Source organism: Shinella sp. SUS2, from assembly GCF_001262505.1.
In the GTDB taxonomy this organism is placed as follows: Bacteria; Pseudomonadota; Alphaproteobacteria; order Rhizobiales; family Rhizobiaceae; genus Shinella.
This window is the reverse complement of the sequence record NZ_KQ410741.1, coordinates 1-19,488: the sequence shown is the minus strand read 5'-3', so window position 1 is coordinate 19,488 and position 19,488 is coordinate 1. Positions and strand designations below refer to the sequence as shown.

The 19,488-nt window shown below is 62.9% G+C and carries 18 protein-coding genes and 1 tRNA gene; 8 read left to right on the top strand and 11 right to left on the bottom strand.

Annotated features, from left to right (window positions below):
- The first annotated feature begins 23 nt into the window (after positions 1 to 23).
- From fdhE to AKG11_RS34700, 4 genes are all read left to right on the top strand, one after another.
- Positions 24 to 935: a formate dehydrogenase accessory protein FdhE gene (gene fdhE / locus AKG11_RS25560; RefSeq protein WP_023512733.1), complete on the top strand. Its 912-nt coding sequence runs from the start codon at positions 24 to 26 to the stop codon at positions 933 to 935.
- The gene (selA, locus tag AKG11_RS25555; RefSeq protein ID WP_023512734.1) at positions 935 to 2,311 is read left to right on the top strand and encodes an L-seryl-tRNA(Sec) selenium transferase; all 1,377 of its coding nucleotides are present in this window, start codon (positions 935 to 937) and stop codon (positions 2,309 to 2,311) included. Before fdhE ends, selA begins: the two co-directional genes overlap by 1 nt.
- On the top strand, positions 2,308 to 4,212 hold the full coding sequence (selB, locus tag AKG11_RS25550) for a selenocysteine-specific translation elongation factor (RefSeq protein ID WP_023512735.1): 1,905 nt from the start codon (positions 2,308 to 2,310) through the stop codon (positions 4,210 to 4,212). The genes selA and selB overlap by 4 nt, the downstream gene beginning before the upstream one ends.
- 55 nt (positions 4,213 to 4,267) lie before the next feature.
- A tRNA-Sec gene (locus AKG11_RS34700) sits at positions 4,268 to 4,363 on the top strand.
- Here AKG11_RS34700 and AKG11_RS25545 read toward each other — a convergent pair.
- From AKG11_RS25545 to AKG11_RS25510, 8 genes are all read right to left on the bottom strand, one after another.
- Positions 4,364 to 5,362: an ROK family protein gene (locus AKG11_RS25545; protein ID WP_050746047.1), complete on the bottom strand. Its 999-nt coding sequence runs from the start codon at positions 5,360 to 5,362 to the stop codon at positions 4,364 to 4,366.
- Between the two features lie 14 nt (positions 5,363 to 5,376).
- The gene (locus tag AKG11_RS25540; RefSeq protein ID WP_023512737.1) at positions 5,377 to 6,078 is read right to left on the bottom strand and encodes a ribulose-phosphate 3-epimerase; all 702 of its coding nucleotides are present in this window, start codon (positions 6,076 to 6,078) and stop codon (positions 5,377 to 5,379) included.
- 3 nt (positions 6,079 to 6,081) lie between these two features.
- Positions 6,082 to 6,885 (bottom strand): alpha/beta fold hydrolase, encoded by an 804-nt coding sequence (locus AKG11_RS25535; RefSeq protein WP_023512738.1) that lies wholly within the window; start codon positions 6,883 to 6,885, stop codon positions 6,082 to 6,084.
- A complete protein-coding gene (locus AKG11_RS25530) occupies positions 6,882 to 7,715 on the bottom strand; it encodes a sugar phosphate isomerase/epimerase family protein (RefSeq protein ID WP_050745963.1) in 834 nt (277 codons plus the stop codon). The genes AKG11_RS25535 and AKG11_RS25530 overlap by 4 nt, the downstream gene beginning before the upstream one ends.
- Positions 7,715 to 8,791, bottom strand: a complete 1,077-nt coding sequence (locus AKG11_RS25525; RefSeq protein ID WP_023512740.1) for a Gfo/Idh/MocA family protein — start codon at positions 8,789 to 8,791, stop codon at positions 7,715 to 7,717. Before AKG11_RS25525 ends, AKG11_RS25530 begins: the two co-directional genes overlap by 1 nt.
- Positions 8,792 to 8,877: 86 nt before the next feature.
- A complete protein-coding gene (locus AKG11_RS25520; RefSeq protein ID WP_037404728.1) occupies positions 8,878 to 10,023 on the bottom strand; it encodes an ABC transporter ATP-binding protein in 1,146 nt (381 codons plus the stop codon).
- A 326-nt stretch (positions 10,024 to 10,349) separates the two neighbouring features.
- Entirely contained in the window at positions 10,350 to 11,279 is a 930-nt protein-coding gene (locus AKG11_RS25515) for a PfkB family carbohydrate kinase (RefSeq protein WP_023514339.1), read from the bottom strand.
- Between the two features lie 3 nt (positions 11,280 to 11,282).
- Positions 11,283 to 12,083: a beta/alpha barrel domain-containing protein gene (locus AKG11_RS25510; RefSeq protein WP_023514338.1), complete on the bottom strand. Its 801-nt coding sequence runs from the start codon at positions 12,081 to 12,083 to the stop codon at positions 11,283 to 11,285.
- A gap of 203 nt (positions 12,084 to 12,286) precedes the next feature.
- On the opposite strand from AKG11_RS25510, the gene AKG11_RS25505 reads away from it, so the two are divergent.
- On the top strand, positions 12,287 to 13,048 hold the full coding sequence (locus AKG11_RS25505; RefSeq protein ID WP_024269900.1) for a DeoR/GlpR family DNA-binding transcription regulator: 762 nt from the start codon (positions 12,287 to 12,289) through the stop codon (positions 13,046 to 13,048).
- A gap of 59 nt (positions 13,049 to 13,107) precedes the next feature.
- On the opposite strand, the gene AKG11_RS25500 is transcribed toward AKG11_RS25505, so the two are convergent.
- On the bottom strand, positions 13,108 to 13,926 hold the full coding sequence (locus AKG11_RS25500; protein ID WP_023515645.1) for a sugar phosphate isomerase/epimerase family protein: 819 nt from the start codon (positions 13,924 to 13,926) through the stop codon (positions 13,108 to 13,110).
- Positions 13,927 to 14,187: 261 nt separating this feature from the next.
- Here AKG11_RS25500 and AKG11_RS25495 point away from each other — a divergent pair, with 261 nt between their 5' ends.
- Together AKG11_RS25495 and AKG11_RS25490 are read left to right on the top strand one after the other, a co-directional pair.
- Positions 14,188 to 15,336: a Gfo/Idh/MocA family protein gene (locus AKG11_RS25495; protein WP_024269899.1), complete on the top strand. Its 1,149-nt coding sequence runs from the start codon at positions 14,188 to 14,190 to the stop codon at positions 15,334 to 15,336.
- Entirely contained in the window at positions 15,333 to 16,268 is a 936-nt protein-coding gene (locus tag AKG11_RS25490) for an alpha/beta hydrolase (protein ID WP_023511987.1), read from the top strand. Before AKG11_RS25495 ends, AKG11_RS25490 begins: the two co-directional genes overlap by 4 nt.
- Before the next feature lie 10 nt (positions 16,269 to 16,278).
- Here the strand turns inward: AKG11_RS25490 and AKG11_RS25485 are convergent, their stop codons facing one another.
- Positions 16,279 to 17,313, bottom strand: coding sequence for a LacI family DNA-binding transcriptional regulator (locus AKG11_RS25485; protein WP_024269898.1), 1,035 nt, complete (start codon positions 17,311 to 17,313; stop codon positions 16,279 to 16,281).
- A 328-nt stretch (positions 17,314 to 17,641) separates the two neighbouring features.
- Between AKG11_RS25485 and AKG11_RS25480 the strand changes: the two genes are divergently transcribed.
- Complete coding sequence (locus tag AKG11_RS25480; protein ID WP_023517359.1) at positions 17,642 to 18,889, top strand: ABC transporter substrate-binding protein; 1,248 nt, start codon at positions 17,642 to 17,644, stop codon at positions 18,887 to 18,889.
- A 163-nt stretch (positions 18,890 to 19,052) separates the two neighbouring features.
- Here the strand turns inward: AKG11_RS25480 and AKG11_RS25475 are convergent.
- On the bottom strand, positions 19,053 to 19,488 hold a 436-nt coding region (locus AKG11_RS25475; RefSeq protein WP_050745962.1), incomplete at its 5' end, for an IS630 family transposase.

The window sequence follows — 19,488 nt, the reverse complement described above, 5'->3', positions numbered from 1 at the left end:
GACAAAGCATCGCCGGAGGCTTCATGGCGCAGAACCTAGAGCCCGATCCCACGCTCATCGGCGGCGTGCCCAAACCTCCGCTCGCCTTCCTGCCCGAGCCGGTGAAGCTCTTCCAGACACGCGCTCGCCGCTTCGCCTTCCTCGCTGAAAGCAATCCTTTGGCGCCTTACCTTGCGTTCCTCGCCGAACTCTCGCGTCTGCAGGCCCGGCTTGCCGCAACACTGCCGCCGGTGACCGCCATCGCGCCGATGCGCATCACCGAGGCCTCCCGCAGCGCCATGCCACCCATCGACCGGCTGAGGATCTCCGCCGATCCCGCCCTCGGGGTCACGCTGGACGCCTTTGTCGAAGGGGCCGCCGGGCTCTCCATGCCCGACCCCGCCCGCCTGGCGCTTGATGCCGTGCGCGCAGCCGAGCCGGCGGACCGCATCTGGCTCCTGTCAAACATCCTGTCGGACCGGATTCCTGACGACAGCGCCGCTCCGCATCTCTTCGCCGCCGCTGCGGTGCAGGTTCACCTGGCAAGGCTCGCCGCTACGCTTGATGCCGGCGCACTGGTCCCTGTCGGAACCGGTCTCTGTCCCGCCTGCGGCGGACGCCCCGCCACCACATCGGTCATGGGTACACAGGGCATCGAGAATGTGCGCTACGCCGCCTGCGCCTGCTGCGCCACCTGCTGGAATGAAGTCAGGGTGAAATGCCTTTGCTGCGGTTCGACAAAGGGGATCAGCTATCGTTCGGTCGAGACCACGGAGGCCACGGTGAAGGCCGAGACCTGCAAGGAATGCCATTCCTGGATCAAGATCTTCTATACGACGAAGAACCCCAGCCTCGATCCCGTTGCCGATGATGTCGGCAGTCTGGGCCTCGATATCCTGATGAAGGAGACCGATTTCCGCCGCGGCGGCTTCAACCCCTATCTGGCAGGCTATTGATGCAGGGATTTCGCGCGCTTCCCTCCGTAGACCAGATACTCACGTCGACAGAGGGACTGGCACTGGCCGAAGCGTACGGTCGGCTTGCCGTTGTCACCGCGATCCGCGCGCGGCTTGAAATCGCCAGGGAGAAGATCCGCGGCGGCGCGGATGGCGCGACCCTTGCTGCCGATCTGCCGGGTCGGGTCGCCGGGGATCTCGTGGCTGCAGCGCGCTCCACCCTGCGCCCGGTGCTGAACCTCACGGGCACGGTGCTGCACACCAATCTCGGCCGCGCAATCCTCGCCGATGACGCGATCCGGGCTGCGACGACTGCCATGGCCCACCCGCTGGCGCTGGAGTTCGACCTTACCGGCGGTGGGCGCGGACAGCGTGATGATCATCTGCGCGGACTTCTCAGGGAGCTTTCCGGCGCGGAAGACGCCACTATCGTCAACAACAATGCCGCCGCGGTGCTGATCACGCTCAACACCTTCGCAGCCGGGCGCGAGGCCATCGTTTCACGCGGCGAGCTGATCGAGATCGGCGGCGCCTTCCGCATGCCCGACATTATGGCCCGCGCCGGAGCCCGACTGGTCGAGATCGGCACCACCAACCGCACCCACCCGCGCGACTACGAAGAGGCGATCCGCCCTGAAACCGGCATCATCCTGAAGGTCCACACCTCAAACTACCGTATTGAGGGCTTCACGGCCGAAGTGCCCGCACCGAAACTGGCGGGCATTGCCGGAAAGGCTGGCGTGCCGCTGCTGAACGACCTTGGCTCGGGCTCGCTCGTCGACCTCTCTGCGTTCGGTCTGCGGCGCGAGCCGACGGTCGCAGAAGCAGTCGCCGAGGGTGCAGACCTCGTCACCTTCTCCGGCGACAAGCTGCTCGGGGGGCCGCAGGCCGGCTTCATTGTCGGCAGGCGCGATCTCGTCGCCGCGATCAACCGCAACCCGTTGAAGCGCGCCGTACGGCTGGACAAAATCCGTATCGCCGCACTTGAGGCAACGCTGAAACTCTACCGCGACCCCGACCGCCTCGGCGAGCGCCTGCCGACCCTTCGCTTCCTCGCCCGCCCGGAGGCTGAGATTGCAGCGCAGGCCAACCGCCTCGCGCCTGCGGTCGCTACGCTGCTTGCCCCGTACGGTTTTTCCGCGACCCACTGTTCCTGCAGAAGCCAGGTCGGGTCCGGTGCCCTGCCGGTCGACACGATCGCAAGCGCCGGTCTCCGGCTGACGGGTGCCGGTGGCGATGCGCCCGACCGTCTTTCCGCCCGGTTGCGCGTCCTCCCTACCCCTATCATCGGCCATATCCGCGACGGTGCGCTGATCCTCGATCTGCGCTGCCTTGAGCGCGACGACGATCTGCTGGAGGCGCTTGCAGCCCTATGATTGTCGGGACGGCAGGGCATATCGACCATGGCAAGACCGCGCTCATCAAGGCGCTGACCGGCACGGACCCCGATCGCCTTGCCGAGGAGAAAGCCCGTGGCATCACCATCGACCTCGGCTTTGCGTATGCCGATCTCGGCGGCGGCACGATTACCGGCTTCGTTGACGTTCCCGGCCATGAACGCTTGCTCCACACCATGCTTGCCGGCGCCGGTGGTATCGACTTCGCACTGTTGGTCGTCGCCGCAAACGACGGCATCATGCCACAGACGTGCGAGCATCTCGCGGTCCTCGACCTGCTCGGGATAACCAGGGGTGTCGTTGCCCTCACCAAGATCGACCTTGTTGACCCGCAGCGCCGAACCGAGGTGACGGCGAGGATCCGCACGACCCTTGCGGGCACCGGACTTGGCACAGCCCCGATCATCCCGGTTTCCGCGCAGAGCGGCGAAGGCATCCCAGCCCTGCGCAGCGCGCTCGCCGAAGCCGAATCGGAAAGCACGGCACGCGACCACGCCGGCCTTCTGCGTTTTTCCGTCGATCGAAGTTTCACACTGCCAGGCGCAGGAACAGTGGTCACGGGGATGATGCTGTCCGGGCAGGTGAGACTGGACGACGTCGTTACCGTCAGCCCCTCCGGCCTGACGGCCCGCGTGCGCGGCATCCACGCGCAGAACCGCAAGGCTACCGAAGGGCTTGCCGGCCAGCGCTGCGCACTGAACCTTGCCGGTGATCGGGTGACAAAGGATGCTCTCCGACGTGGTGACATCGTGCTTTCCCCGCCTCTTCATGCACCCTCGGACCGGATCGATGCAGTGCTTTGCGTGCTGGCATCGGAGACCAAGGCCATCGGAACATGGTTTCCAGCCCGGCTGCACAGCCACGCAGCGGAGGTCGGCGCGCGGGTCGTGCCGCTCGACGGCCCGGTTTCGCCCGGCGGCGAGGGCTTTGTGCAACTGGTTCTCGATCGCCCAGTCGCGGCAGCCATCGGCGACCGATTCATCCTGCGCGACACCTCCGCCAGCCGCACGATCGGCGGCGGCCGATTCCTCGACCTCCGCCCACCGGCCCGCAAGCGCGGCACGCCGGAGCGATTGGCTTGCCTCTCCGCCGCCCGCAGCACCGAACCTGCCGTGGCTCTTTCCGGGCTCGCCGCCATAGCTCCGGTCGATCTTGCCGTCTTTCTCCGCGACCGCGGCCTTGCGGAAAGCGCCCAGCCCGGCATCCTCGACGCCGCGAACGCCGAAACGGTCGGAGCCTTTGCCCTTTCCTCGAAAGCCCTCGGCCGCCTGCAGGCCGATCTTGTCGAACATCTGGCGGCGTTCCATGCGGACAATCCCGACCTCGCCGGGATCGGCCGCGAGAGATTGCGCCTCGCCCTTCCTCTCCGCCTGCCCAAGGACACGTTCCTCACCTTTCTGAAAACGGAGGCAGCGGCGGGTTGCGTGGTTCTCGATGGCGCGTTCCTGCGCCTGCCCGGGCACGCGGCGCGGCTCTCAGCCGCAGATGAAGGTCTCTGGGACCGTGTCAAACCGCATCTGTTGGGTGAAGGCCGCTTCCGGCCGCCGCGTGTACGCGATTTCGCAGAAAGCTTCGGCATGGACGAGCGTGCGGTGCGGCGCATGTTGAAACTCACGCAGAAGCTTGGACGGACAGACCAGATTGCCCATGACCATTTCTTCGCCCGTGAGGTTGTAAAGGAGATGGCAGCGATCGTGCATGGTGTCGCCGCACAGGCTGAGGACGGCTGGTTCACCGCGCCCGCCTTTCGCGACAGGGTTCATAACGGCCGCAAGGTCGCCATCGAGATCCTCGACTTCTTCGACCGTCTCGGCCTGACCTTGCGCAAAGGCGACTTGCGCCGCATAAATCCTCATCGCAGCGACCTGTTCGATCTCTAGGTTCTGCAATCCGTCGGTCCGGCAAAGCCGCTTTGCCCTTGCAGGCACGGCTTCAGGAAGGGAATCGTCTCCGGTGGGACGGCCGGACTTCAAATCCGGTTGGGGCAGCGAGCCTGTCCCGGGTGGGTTCGACCCCCACTCCCCTCCGCCATCACATGGGGAAGGACTTGGCCGCTTGTGAAGAAGAGAGTTGCCTGTCGTTTTGCATGTCTGCCGCAAGGAATGCCAGGGCGGCCGCGCCGATAAGCCCGGAATTCTGGCCGAGGGCAGCGCACACCACGCGCACATCCTTGAAGGCGGGCATAGCCCATTCGGCGATGTAGCGCTGGATGCCGGGATGCAAACGCTCGAATTCGTGCGAGAGACCGCCGCCCATGATGATGACATCAGGGCTGAAGATGTGCAGGAGGCTCGTGAAACCCCGGCCGAGGATTTCCGCCTCCTCGTCGATCAATGTATTTGCCAGGGCGTCCCCGGATCTGGCGGCGGCGAACACGGCGCGACTGTCGATGGCGGCGCCCTCAGCCCCCAAACGGGTTTCCGTGCACGCAAAAGCCCGGTCCCGCGCGCGCCGCGTGAAGGCCGTACCGGATCCGTAGGCCTCGAAGCATCCCCGGTTGCCGCAAAGGCAGAGCGCGCCATCCGGCATGACGGACATGTGACCGATATGCCCTGCCATCCCCTTGCGGCCGCGCAGCACGCGCCCATCAGCAATCACGCCGCCGCCAAGGCCCGTGCTGACCGTAACATAGACAAGGTTTTCCAGCCCCCTGCCTGCGCCGAACTGCCATTCACCAATGGCGGCGGCAATGCCGTCGTTTTCGAGGCTGACGCGAACGCCGAACCGCTTCTGCAACTCAGCCTTCAGAGGAAAATCGGCAAATCCGGCAAGCGTCGGGATATCCCGCGCTATGCCCGAGATCGTGTCGATCGGCCCCGGCGTCGAGATACCGATGCCAACCACCCTGGCGGTCCCCACATCAGCGGTCAGACCATCGGCAAGCGCTCCGATCTGGTCAAGTACACGATCCGGCCCGGCCATTGCATCCGTCCGCTCCTCGGCGCGCGCGATGACCTCTCCCCGCGCGCCGACGAGCGCGGCGCGAACCTGCGTGCCTCCAAGATCGATGCCGATGGCGATCTCATGCATGGTCGGATGCACCTTCAGAGGGAATGAAGCCACGCCATGCGCTCCTCGAGCGAAGGCGCATTAAAGGCAAGCGAACCGAGTACGACCGTCTGCGCACCTGCCCCACGCAAAATCGGCACGGTGTGCTCTCGGATACCGCCATCGGCCGCAAGCACGATGCGATGCTCCGCCCCGCACGCGGCGATGATGCCTTTTGCCTCCTGCAGGCGTGCGCCCGCACGCTCATCAAGGCCCTGCCCTTTCACACCGATTGCAGTTCCAAGCAGTGTGATGAACTGCAGCCGAGCAGCGTAGCGGCGGATGCGCTCGACGGGAGTTTCCACCCGCAGCACCATACCGGCAGCGATGCCGCGGCGTTCAAGCAGGTCGAGGGCTGCGTCTGCGACACGTTCGTTTTCGACGTGAAGGCTGATGAGATCACTGCCTGCATCGGCGAATTGCTCGATCTGCGAGAGGAGGATGTCGTCGGAGACCATGAGATGAACGTGGATCGGCCGCCCGGAAACCTTGCGAACACCCGCCACCAGATCGGGAAAGAACAGCATCGCCGGCGCAAAATGGCCGTCGGCGACGTCGATGTGCAGGATATCGACATGGGGCTCGACGCGGGCGAGATCATCGGCCAGCCGCATAAGATCGGCTGACCAGACGGAGAATTCGGCAATCAGACGATCCTTGGGAAGGTCGGCGATCCAGTTTCTGGCGGTGATGTTCATACGTCAGAGATCCTTCAGGAAGACAGCCATGGCACGGCGGAAATCGGCGACGTACTGCACCTTGTCCTCCGCCTTTGGCGTGATTTGAATGAAGCGTGCCGTGCGGATTTGTTCCGCCAGCGCACGCGCATAGGCAATGGGATGAATGAGATCCCGTTCATGACCGATGACGAGGGTCGGCGCGGCAATGCCGCCAAGATCTGCCTCCGTCACGCCTGGGCCGTCCTTCGCAATGGCGGTCAGAAGCGCGCCGGTGACCTCCACAGGTTCGCGCGAGAAGAAACCGGTGAGGGAGGCCAGGTTGTCCGGCGCTTCAGCGGCAAGACGCCGGCCGGTCGATCCTGCCAAGAAAGCAGCTTTTGCGGCCGGGGACGGTAAATGCGCGAGCAGATGGCCAACTTCGGCATTCGGCGCCATGTTCTCCGGCGCCGCGGCCGTTCGCCAGGCAGGTCGGGCAAGGACAAGCGCACGGACGAGTTCCGGCCGTCGCACCGCAAGGCGAAGAGAAATCGCAGCTCCCATAGAGATGCCGCTGACGACAACCGGCGCCTCCAGGGCGGACTCGATATAGTCGGCGACATCATCTGCGAAGGTCGAGATCGAAAGCTTGCCGAAGGCTCCGGCTTGCGAGCGGCCATGGCCGCGGGCCTCGATGGTGATGCGGCGAAATCCGGTATCAGTCGGAAACACCTCCGCGGTCTGGCCCGAATCGCCGCAGAGACCGTGCAGGAAGACGACCGGTATGCCCTCTCCTGCCGTATCGACATTCAGCCGCGTGCCATCGCTTGCCTCGAATGCAGCACTCATCGCCGCGCCCCGGAGAGCTTTTCCGACAGGAAACGGGCAACACCCTCGGCTTCGGCCGCGGTTAGCCCGTGGGTGATCAGGCCGCCGGCAAAACCAATCGCCTTCAGTCCATCGAGATAGTGCGTATAGTCGAGCACACCCTTGCCGGCCGTCGCAAAGCTGCCGTCCGCGTTCCTGTCCTTGGCATGGGCCATGACGATGCGGTCGGCGAGAAGATCGATGGCGGCTGAGATGGTCGCGCGCTGCGCATCGAGCGCTGCTCGTTCGAAGAGATTGGCGGGATCGAGCACGATCTTGAGGCGCGGGCTCTGCATCTCGTCGATCAGCCGGCGGGCCTTTTCCGCCGAATTGATCACATTGGCCAGTTCCGGCTCGATGCCGAGATCGATGTCATGGCGGTCGGCGATATCGATTGCCGTTTCCATGGCCTCCACCAGGTTCCGCCAGGCTTCCGGTGTGTCGTTGTCCGGGTGTGCCTTCCATTGGTCGAGCGGATCGCGCGTGCCGGTGCAGAGCGTGATCAGGCGCGTGGACATCGCACGGCTGCACGCCGCCAGCACGGCAAGCCGGCGGTGGCCCGCCTCACGTACGACCCGGTCTGGATGGATCATGTTGTAGGTGCCGGAGACGGCGGCGATTTCGATGCCGGCGTCTTTCGCCGCAGCGGCGACCGCACCCGCCTCTCCCTCATCGATCGAATCCGGCATGGAGGCGAGACCCGAGCAGGCCATGTTGTATTGCGCCGAGGCAAAGCCGGCCGCAGCTGCCGCATCGAGCACCGCCCTGGGCTGCGCGCCTTCAAACGTCTTGGCAAAGATCCCAAGTTTCATCAGACACCACCCGTCACATCGGAGAGCCTGACCGCCCTGCCGCTTTCGACTGAGCGGGCGATGGCGACCATGGCGCGGACGGAGGCAAGACCGTCATCGATATCGGCACCTTCCATCGGAGAGCCATCGAGGATGGTGCGGGCAAAACCTTCGACCTGACGACGATAGAAATGGCCATCCGCACCAAGGACGCGATGGGTTGCGCCGTCAGCCTCGCGGAAGATGTCGACCTCGCTCGTCTTGTAGTACCAGGGGTTATAGGTTTTGCCGAGGACGCTCCCGTTCCTGCCATAGATCTGGAAGCCCTCATGCCAGTCCATGCGGACCTGGACCGTCAGATCAAGGTGGCCAAGCGTGCCGGAAGCGAATTCCACATCCACGAACCAGCACCAGATGCCTGCCCGCTCGGAAAGCCGCGCCTGGACCGAAACGATGTCGCCGGCGAAATAGCGCGCTGTGTCGATCAGATGGCAGCCGTGTGCCAGCATGTAGTAGCGGCGCAAGTCGGCCTTCGGGTTGGCCGAAGGCCTCTTCGCATTGGCGCTGGTGACGATCAGCGGCTGCACGGCATCGGTCATCGGATAGCGGTGGGTGCTGTCGCAGTACCAGGCCTTGAGCGCAACCATCTCGCCCATCTCATCGGCAATGAAGGACTTTGCCGCCTGCAGGCCGGCATCGAAACGCTTCATGTGCCCGACCTGAAACACCCTGCCGTATTTTTCGACGGCCGCCTTGAGCGTGAGGCATTCCTCGACCGTCACACCGACCGGCTTCTCGCAGAGCACATGCTTGCCGGCTTCGAGCGCACGCAGCGACGCCGGAACGTGGAATGCATCGGCGGTCGCGATGATCACGGCATCGAGATCCGGATCCGCAAGCATCGCATCATAGTCGTTGTAGGTCTTCTCAGCGCCGTGGGTGATCGCCATGCGCTCGCGAAGATCATCGGCGACATCGCAGATCGCATAGAGATCGGCGTTGGCCGCCTTGGTGCAGCTTTCGAAGTGGGCGGCCTGGGCGATCTGCCCCGCGCCGAGTACGCCCACGCGAAGGCGCCGTTCCTGTTTTGCTGGCATTGCTGCCCCCTTCAAGTTTCATCGTTCGCCGCGGACGTCGAGCCTGGTGTCCCGGAGATCACGGCAGCCAAGCCCGGATCTGGCACCTAGAGAGCCGCATGGGTCTGCACATCGAAGAAGTGCAGCTTTGCCGGGTCGATAGCGAGATCGATCTGCTCTCCGGCCTTGACCATGCTGGTGGCCGCAAACCGTGCCACCGTGTTGGCCGCGCCGCTCAGATCCTCGACGGCATCCGGATCACCGGAATCGACACGGGCCGCCTCGACTTTCAGGTGCACGATCAGCTCGGAACCAAGCTCCTCGGTCGTTCTGACCAATGCCGGGATGGTCGGATAGGCCGCGCCCGACGGCAGGCGGCTGTCATGGAGATCTTCAGGACGGATTCCAAAAACGACAGGCTTGCCGTCGAAAGCCGCAAGACCGGGAACACGCTCGCGGACACTTGCCGGCAACGGGATCGAAAAGCCCGGGAGCCGGATCGATCCACCTTCCAGGCGCCCCTCGAACAGGTTCATTGAAGGCGAGCCGATGAACCCCGCAACGAACGCGTTGACCGGCTTGTGATAGAGTGCCCTTGGCGTATCCACCTGCTGCAACACGCCACTCTTCAACACCGCGACGCGGTCGCCCATGGTCATCGCCTCCGTCTGGTCGTGGGTGACATAGATGGTCGTCACGCCCAGCTGGCGCTGCAGGCTGGCGATCTCGGCGCGCATCTGGACACGCAGCTTTGCATCGAGATTGGACAGGGGCTCATCCATCAGGAAGGCCGCAGGTTCGCGCACCATCGCCCGACCCATCGCCACGCGCTGGCGTTGACCGCCGGAGAGCTGCGCCGGCTTGTTCTGCAGCAGCGTTTCGAGCTGCAGGATTTTGGCGATCTCGTTTACCCGTTTGGCGCGCTCCGCCTTGCTCTTCCCCGCCAGCTTCATCGAAAAGGCGATGTTGTCGAAAACGGTCATGTGCGGATAGAGAGCGTAGCTCTGGAACACCATGGCAATGTCGCGGTCTTTCGGCGGCAGGTCTGCCACGTCCTGGTCACCGATGCTCAGCGTGCCGCTCGTGATTTCCTCAAGGCCGGCGATCATCCGCAGGGCCGTCGATTTTCCGCAACCCGATGGCCCCACGAGGATCAGAAACTCACCATCGTGGATCGTCAGGCTCAAATCCTTGATCGCATGATAGTTGTTTCCATAGGTCTTGCAGATCCTGTCCAGCACAACCTCAGCCACGTCGCATCCTCCCTGCACTGTCCCGAACACCGACCGGCAGCCTCCACCGCTGCTATCGATTTTCGACAGAAGGCTCAGGAGTGACCAACAAAGTCAAGGTGAAAAAATACACCTGAAAGCCACGACAAGAATAAGAAACAAGCTCATCACATTGATAACAAACATGTTTTTTAATTCAAAAAATGATATGCGTGATATTTTATTTTTTAACGCGCGTAATTTTTTATCTAAGGCATGCACTTGATGCCGAGCGCGCAGCATCATGCATATGCCGGCGCGCTTCAGCGCACCGGCGGCTGGGATATCACGTTGAGGACGGGAGGGGTCTAACTGCGTAGGGGAACAGGGACGGGCGCGTGTGCCCCGGCCATCCAGGATAGACATGCGGCCCTATCCGGCAGCCCCAGGCGACCGCCATGCGCCGTCACCGATATGGCCGCTGCGGCGGCCGCAAAAGCCGCGCAATCAAGTGGGCGGCCGCCCTCGGCCAGCGCCAGCGCGTAGGCGCCATGGAAACAATCTCCTGCGCCGGTCGTATCCACGGCCCGGACCATATAGGCCGGGAGGTGCCAAGAGACCGGATCGCCCCGCTGCCGGACATAGCTGCCACGGTCGCCATCGGTGAGAACCACCGCCGCTCGATCCGGCGACCAAAGCGCCTCCAGGAGTGCCCGCGGATCATCCTGTTCCAGATGGGACCTGGCAAAGGCGATCGGCAGCACGAGATGATCGGCAAGCGACAGGATTCGGTCGCTTGCAGAGCCGGCGGTCCACTCGATATCGGCGACGATGGAAAGGCCAAGCGCGTGCGCCCGCACGACAGCGGCCTCCGAATGGATGGCGTAGCCATCGATGAGGAGAACCGGTGCCTTGCTGAACACGACGTCCGGCAAATCTGGTGCCGTGCCGTGCAACACATCGTCATCATAGGCGATGAAGCGATCACCATCCGGCCCGACGGTGATGATGGACCGGATGGGAGCCGCATCGGCATGGCGAGGCGCGCAAGCGGTGTCGACGCCCTCGCGCTCCAGTTCGCGCCCGCCAATATCCTGCGCGGGTTCGCCCAGCCATCCGACGAAAGCAGCCCGCCCCCCGAGGCGGGCGACGGCGACGAGCGCAGTGGCGACATTGCCGCCATGGTCGCGGACACGTTTCGTCACCTTTCCCTTGCCGGCAGAAAGGGGACGGTCGACATAAACGATGTCGTCGACCGCCAGGGCGCCAAAGCCGATGACGTCAAAGGCGCGGGCCATGGTTCACGCGCCGGCCGCAGCGAGCGCCTCTTCCGGCGCCAAGCCATCGTGAATGACCAGTTTGAAGGCACGGGCGGCCTTTGTCGTATCGCCGTGTCCCCAGAGGTTGCGCCCCACGACCGCACCCCGCGCGCCAGCGCGCAGGGCATCCGAAGTCTGCTGCAGCGCGCCGAGCAGCGTTTCCGTCTTCGGGCCGCCGGCAATAACGATCGGGATCGGGCAGGTGGCGACGGTCTCACGGAAGGAATCGAAATCGCCGGTGTAGCCAACCTTGACCACATCGACGCCCGTTTCGTAGCCGATCCGGACCGCGTAGGCGATTTCATCCGGCGTGAAAACGATCTTGCCGCCATCGGAAAAATCGCGTGGATAGACATGGGCAATGACCGGCATCTCAAAGCGCGCGGCAGCGTTCACCGTATCGGTCAACCAGCGAATGTATTCGCCTTCCGTGTTGCCGCGCACGGGAATGGCAACGGCCAGCGCATCCGCTCCGTAACGCACAGCATCTTCCGGGGTGGCGATGAGCTGGCGGATCCGGTCGTCGGCCGTGAAGCAGCCGGCCTGGATGACAAGAGCCGCCTTGCCCGCATAGTCGGACCAAAGATGCCGCGCGGCACCAGGCTGGATGCTGACATAGTCAGGCCCGCCGGCCATGACCCGGCTCAATGCGCCTGGCAGGTCTGCTAGGCCACCTTCACGCACATTGCCGTAGCCAACGAAGTGGTCAACCGCGCCGCCAAAAAGATTGCCCGAAGCGTTCGAGAAGAGGCGTGACAGTCGAATTTTGGTACCGAGACCCATGAAAAACTCCTCCGTGTTTTCTGGCCTGACCCTAACTCGAAAGAAAAAGAACATTCAATCTTTCGATTCCTTTCATTTAACGCTTCTCATACGATTTCTTCCCGTGCTATCCTCAATGGGGCACGAGGTGCGCGACGCTTTACAGCGAAGGATGAGAAATTCCTTTCGAAATTCGAAACCCGGTGAGTAGGCAGCGAAGCCCTATGCTTGCAGAACAAAGACGCCAGCAGATCCTGATCGAACTTCAGCGGATTGGTCAGGCTCGCACGCGCCAGCTCGCGGACCTGTTCGATGTTTCAGAAGTGACGATCCGCTCCGACCTCGACATTATGGACGGGAAGAAGCTGCTCATCAAAACCCACGGCGGCGCCATAGCCCTGCCCGCGGATTCACCGGCAGCTGCCTTCGAGGAGCGCATGCAGCGCAACTTCGACGCCAAGAGACGCATCGCCCAGATGGCCGCGCGCCAGATCATCGACAATCAATCGATCGTCTTCGACAGCGGCTCTACGCTGCTCCAACTCGCCATGCAGATGCCGCCAGTAAAGAATGTCGTTGTGGCGACCACCGCCATGAACATCGCCCAGCACCTCATGTATCGCCCAGGCCTTGATGTTCACATGATCGGCGGCCGCGTGTTTCCGAGCACGGTCAGCACGATCGTTTCCGATTCCGACAAGGCTCTCGGCGGCCTCGTCGCGCATCAGGCCTTCGTCAGCGCGCACGCGATCGACTCGTCCTTCGACGTGGTCGATGTCTCCGAGGACATCGCCCGGACCAAACGCAATCTTGTGCGCATGGCGCGCCGCGTCGTTCTGGTCGCCGATTCCAGCAAATGGGACATCGGTGCGTCCTCGAAGGCATTCTCCCTCTCGCGCGTCGATCTCATCATCACCGACAGCAACATGCCGCACGGTATCCGGCACCGCCTGGAAAAGCTCGGCGTCGAAGTCCGCTACGCCTGAAAGCGTTCACGGCCGGGGTGCCTGCAGCCGAAGCGGCATCGCCCGGCGCGGGCCTGCGGCTAGTATCCGAGTTTGCGCAACGTCTGACGGTTGATGCGGACTGCGGAAGCAGGGTCTTCGCCCGCCACGGTGGACTCTTCCTCGACGACGATCCAGCCATTGAAGAGGGGCGCGGCACGAACGGCTTCGATCACCGCCGGCACATCGCACACGCCCGCCCCCAGCATGGCCCAGTCGCCCTCGGCATCAACGTCCTTAAGGTGCACATAGCGGATGCGCGGGTGGAACGCCGCAAGCGTGTCACCCATGACCTGTCCGCCACGCAGGATATGGCCCGTATCCGGCACCCAACCCACCTGCGGATCGAGAAGCGCGAAGAGCGCATCATAGTCCTCCCGGGTAAACAGCAGCGTGTTGTGATGCGAGGACGGATGAACCGCGACGGCCACCCCTGCGGATCTGCCGATCTCGCTTGCGCGGTTGTAGCACTCGGCTGCAACCGAGAATTTATCCGCGCGTGCACCCTCGGACACCACCGTTGCCGAGCCCATGGAAACGAGAGCACCAGGGAAATGCGCTGCAAAATCCACCCAGCGCCGCGCCGCTTCGAGGTCGGACGCGATCCCATCCGGCAGCGTAAAGCCGCTGGACGAACCGAAGGCAAAAGAAACGAGGCGCAGCCCGGCATCCGCGAGTGTGCGGGCGAAGGCATCAGGCTTGCCGGCATAGCCGCCGATCATGGTGTCGGTGATCTCGATCCCCGAATAGCCGCCGGCCGCAATGGCCCGAACCAGATCGTCAGGGCCGCCGGCCCAGGCTTTCCCCAGCATCTCCCAGGTAAATGTCTGGCAGCCGATTTGCAGTTCTGCAGTCTTCATAGGCTAAGTCCCGAGCTGTCGGTTGATCGTCACATCGACACACGGAGGCAATCTCAGCTCCAGGCGGACAACCACGAATCCGCATGCAGAAGCGACCGTGAAAATCCCCGATGAAGGCGACTGGTGACGCCTCCCAGGCATCTTGTCATTACGTAAGATAAAATGTTACCGTGCGTCAACTTAATTTGTTCTTTAAGTGCTTAATGTGGCACGGAAAGACGAAGATTTTATCAACGATGACAGATAGATAAGGCTTACAAGATGACACAGAAGAGCGACAAGAAACTCAGGATCGGTGTTGTCGGCTGCGGCAACATCTCGCTCACCTACATGCGCAACGCCCCGCTTTTTCGCGATGTCGAGATCGTCGCATGCGCAGACCTCAACAGCCAGGCCGCCCAACACCGTGCCGAGGAATTCGGGCTGCGCGTCACCGACGTCGACACGCTTCTTGAAGCCAGCGACATCGACCTGATCCTCAACCTGACCATCCCCGCAGCGCATTTCGACATTTCAATGCGCGCACTCTCCGCGGGCAAGCATGTCTTTACCGAAAAGCCGCTGGGCGTGACGGCCGATGAAGGTCGCCGACTGGTCGATACCGCAGATACCCAGGGGCTTGTCATCGGTTCAGCACCGGACACCTTCCTTGGAGCTGCCGGGCGGCATGCACGCCGCCTGATGGAAGCAGGCATCATCGGCAAGCCCGTCACCGGCACCGCCTTCATGATGGGGCGCGGCATGGAGCATTGGCATCCGGATCCGAGCTTCTACTACCAGCCTGGCGCAGGCCCGCTCATGGACATGGGCCCGTACTACCTCACCATGATGGTCAACCTACTGGGGCCGGTGCGCCGCGTCCAGGCAATCGCAACCAGCGGGCAGGAAGAGCGCCTCATCACAGCCGACGGCCCCAAGAAGGGCACGACTTTCAAGGTCGGCACACCGACCAGCGTGCTCTCACTGCTGGAATTTGCCTGCGGTGCGACCATCACCTTCGGCACCTCCTGGGATGTTTTCCGCCACTCCAACCATCCGATCGAGCTGCACGGCACCCAGGGCTCGCTGCGCCTGCCCGATCCGGACAATTTCGGTGGGGTGATCGCCGTGTCACGACAGGGCGCACCCTGGGAGGAAACGGATACGGCCAACGCCCTGTTCGGGGCCGTCAACTGGCCGATCACCGCGCCGGACCGCGCCAATTACCGCATGCTGGGCCTTGCGGATCTTGCCCGTTCGATAACTGAGGGGCGCAAGCCTCGCGCCTCCGGGAGCCTGGCGCTGCACGTCCTCGAAATCATGGAGGCGATCCTGCGGGCCGGCGAAATCGGCGCAGCACAGATTGTGGCCGACAAGACGGAGCAGCCGAAAGCGCTACACGAGGACGAAGCGCGGAGCCTGCTCGCATGACCAAGCTCGACCCATCCGCCGAACGGGCCCTCGCCTGGCCGGGCGAACCGGAAAAGCCCGTCGAAGAATGCACACCAGCAGAGGCCCGCAGACAGTATCTCGACGGTTTTGCCAGCAAACAATGGCCGCTGGAGCCAGTCGAAAGCGTGGAAGAGCTCGACATTCAGGGCATCCGTATCAAGGTCTGGCGTGGCCTTGGCGCAGCGCCTTGCGATGCCCCCGCCCTGCTCTATCTGCATGGCGGCGGCTGGGTGATCGGCGCGCCGGAAACCCATGAGGATATCTGCCGCACTCTCGCCAACGACGCCGGCGCCGTTGTTGTCGCTCCAGACTACCGGCTCGCACCGGAGCATCCCTTCCCGGCAGCCATCGAGGATTGCGCCGCCACCCTCGCCTGGATGGAGGAGCAGGCTACCGCTCTTGGCATCAATGCGAACCGCATCCTCGTCGCAGGCGACAGTGCCGGCGGCAACCTCGCCGCGGTCATCGCCCTCCTTGCCAGGGACGGCCAAGCTCCAGCCATCCTCGGCCAGGTGCTGATCTATCCCGTAACGGATCAGCAGCAAACCTCCGGCAGTTATCGCCGCTATGCAACCGATTTCGGCCTCACCACGCAGGCCATGCACTGGTTTCGCGATCACTATCTGCCGGACGAAACCAGCCGCCTGGACTGGCGCGCCTCACCGCTCCATGCATCCTCGCTGAAGGGCACCGCAGCGGCCGTCGTCATCCTTGCCGGCCACGACGTTCTCTTTGATGAAGGGCGCGCCTATGCGGAACGCCTGGAAGCGGAAGCAGACGTCCGGTGCCACACCTGGCCGGGACAGATCCACGGCTTTCTCTCGATGGGCCGTGCCATTCCCGAGGCCCGTGAAGCGCTCGACACGATCCTCGCGGCTTGGCGCAGCCTGGACCCTCGCGTCAGGACGTAGAGCGGGAGCCTCAGGCGGACTCGCGCATGACGAGGGTCGCCTCGAGGATCACGCGGGACGGTGCCACCTTGCGGTCGGCCTCCTCGTCCTCGATGCTTTTCAGCAGAAGCTCGACGGCCCTGGCCGCGATTTCGGATGCGTTCTGAGCCATCGTCGTCAGCGAAGGGCATGTGTACCGACTGAGCGGATGGTCGTCGTGGCCGGCAATGCGGATATCGCACCCATCCGCCCGCCCGATCTTCAGCCCCGAGGCGAAGGCGGCCGCCATGGCGCCAAAGGCGAAGCGATCGTTGGCGCACAACAGCGTCTTTCCCGGCAGGCCGCCTCTTGCCAGCATTCGCTCCACCTGCTCGTAGCCAAGTCGCTCGAACTCCCACGAGGGGAGCGATTCGCACGCGATCACGAGCGGTTCGTGGCCTTCGCGCTGCATCGTGACGCGGTAGCTGTCCGTCCGCTCGTTGGTATTGGCCATCATATGCGGCACGTCGAGGAAAATCGGCGGTTCGCCGGAGCGACACAGATACTGCACGATCGCCGCAATGCTCTGAGTGTTGTCGTTACCCACAAAGGGAAGATCGAAGGCCGAGGGGCTGTCGAAACAGACGACCGGAATCGCATCGGTGAGGCGCCCAAGTGCCGAACGCCGGGAGCCCGTGCCCAGCGGGGCCACGATCGCCCCCGCAACCTTGAGCGAAAGGAGCGTGCGGACCGCTTCCTCCTCGAGTTCGGGCCGGGTATGCGAAGAAAGCTGCACGGGCCAGAACCCCTTGGCGCGCAGCTCCAGCTCGATCAGCGAAACCACCTGCACGTAGAACGGGTCGGACATGCTCGGAACGAGGATGCCGATGTTCTTCGTCCGCTTGCGGTTCAGATGCCTGGCGAAGAGGTTCGGCTCGAAGTTCGATTTCTTCAGCGCCGCCTCGATACGCTTGCGCGTCACCTCCTTGACCTGTGTCGGATCGTCAAAATATTTCGACAATGTCGGCCGCGACACGCCGCAGGCGGCGGCAAAGTCGTCCATGGATCTGTAAGTCTTTTTAGCCATTCCAATCCTCATCGCGGGGGCGACACTCTACAATCTCACATCGCAGGCTGAAAGGGCTGCCAGCACTGGGAATGGGGATGCAGCGACGAACTTTCGTTTGTTTACGAAAGTAAAGAAAAAACACATCACAAGCAACAGAAACCTCACCAAAAAATTCACGCGCGCAAATTTTTTGTTATTACTTTAAATCAAATACTTGATGTGACATTCGACAATAAAATCATTCAACTTGCAATCGTCCCAGTTGACAGTCGGATCGTTCCGGCAGCTACTCATGTCACGATCTTGGGAGAGGATCGCTCACCTGAAAGTCCAATGGGAGGCAGATATGGATTTCAAAAAACTCAGCCACACTCTGAAGACCGCCGCAGCGGTCTGGGCCCTCTGCGCCACGTCGGCCTTTGCCGACACCACCATCGAGTTCATCCAGTGGTGGGAACCGGAAATGCCCGCCGGCGCGCTGCGCGGCATCATGGATGATTTCGAGGCCAAGAATCCCGGCATCAAGGTGACGCTCGTCAGCGGCCCCTATGCCACGACCCGTGACCAGATCGTCGTCGGCGCGGCCTCCGGCACGCTCAGCGATGTTGTCGGCCTTGACGGGGCATGGGTCAACGGCCTCTCGAAGCAGGGCGCCATCGCATCGATGGACGAACTGATGGAGAAGGCCAACTACGACAAGAGCCAGATCGCCGACATCGTCAAGGTCGATGGCAAGAGCGTCATGTTCCCGCTGGCGTCCTTTGTCTATCCCGTCTTCGTCAATCTGGATATCGCCAAGGCATCGGGCGTCGAAACGATGCCCTCGACCCGTAGCGAATTCGCCGAAGCCGCCAAGAAGATGACGGACGCCGCGAAGAACCAGTACGGCTGGGTTCTGCCGCTTTCGCTGCAGTCGCCGAGCGGCATTCAGAACGACGTCATGTCCTGGGTCTGGTCGTCCGGCGCCTCGATGATGAAGGACGGCAAGCCGGACCTCGAAAACGAGGCTGTCGTCGGCACGCTGGAATACATCGAGCAGCTGAACAAGGACGGTGTGATTTCGCCCGGCATCTTTGCCAAGAAGGAACAGGACAAAGTCGAGGAGTTCGTCAACGGCCGCGTCGGCATGATGGTCGATACGCTCGCCCATGTGAACCTGATCCGCGAGCGCAATCCGAAGCTGAACTTCGGCATATCCGCCCTGCCCGCCGCCGACGGCTATACCGGCAAGCGCGGCATGCCCTATGCATCCTGGGGCATCGGCATCAGCGAAGGCAGCGCCCACAAGGAAGAAGCCTGGAAGCTCGTGGAATTCCTGATGAGCCCTGAGATCAACGGGCGGCTTGTCTCCATCGCCAACGCCTTCCCGGGCAACGTTCATGCCAAGCCCGATTTCGTGACCTCCGATCCGATCTTCGCGGAAGCCTTCAAGATCTACCAGAGTGGCTACCCGGCCAACGAATTCGTTGGCCTGCCGGTCGCCGAGGAACTGATGCGCAACATGAACGTCGAGGTGCAGAAGATGTTCGATGGCGGCCAAAGTGCCAAGGATGCCGCTGCAAACACACAGAAGGCCTGGCTCGCCAAGTTCTAAGCCGGCACACTCAACAGCACCGGCAGCGTCGATCATGGCCTGCCGGTGTCGTCGTCAATCCCGGCAAATCGGACAGTCCCGCGATGAACCACTCCATGACGGCCCAGGCCGCAGCACCGCCGAAGGCACACAAGAAGGGCAAGCTTATACGGTCCCTCACTGATCAAAACCCATTGGCCCATTCTCTGCGTCCGATCGACATGACGCGCCATGGCTGGCTTTCGAGCCGCCGCCAGGCATCGCAGCAATGATCGACGATGTCGTCGTATGATTTGAACACGCGGTTTGATAACCAGTTGTCGCGCATGAAATGCCAGAGGTTTTCGACCGGGTTCAGCTCCGGCGATTTCGGCGGGAGTGGCAGAATGGTGATGTTTTCGGGCACGACGAGATTGTTGGACATGTGCCAGCCTGCCTGATCCATGATGAGGATAGCGTGCGCGTCGGCATCGACGTGTCGGGCGATTTCGGCCAGATGCTGGGTCATGGCGGAGGTGTCGCCCCATGGCATGACCAGCGCCGCCGCCTTGCCGAGCTTCGGGCAGATTGCGCCGAAGATGTAGGCCGACCTTGTGCGCTGATCGTGCGGTGCTGAAGGC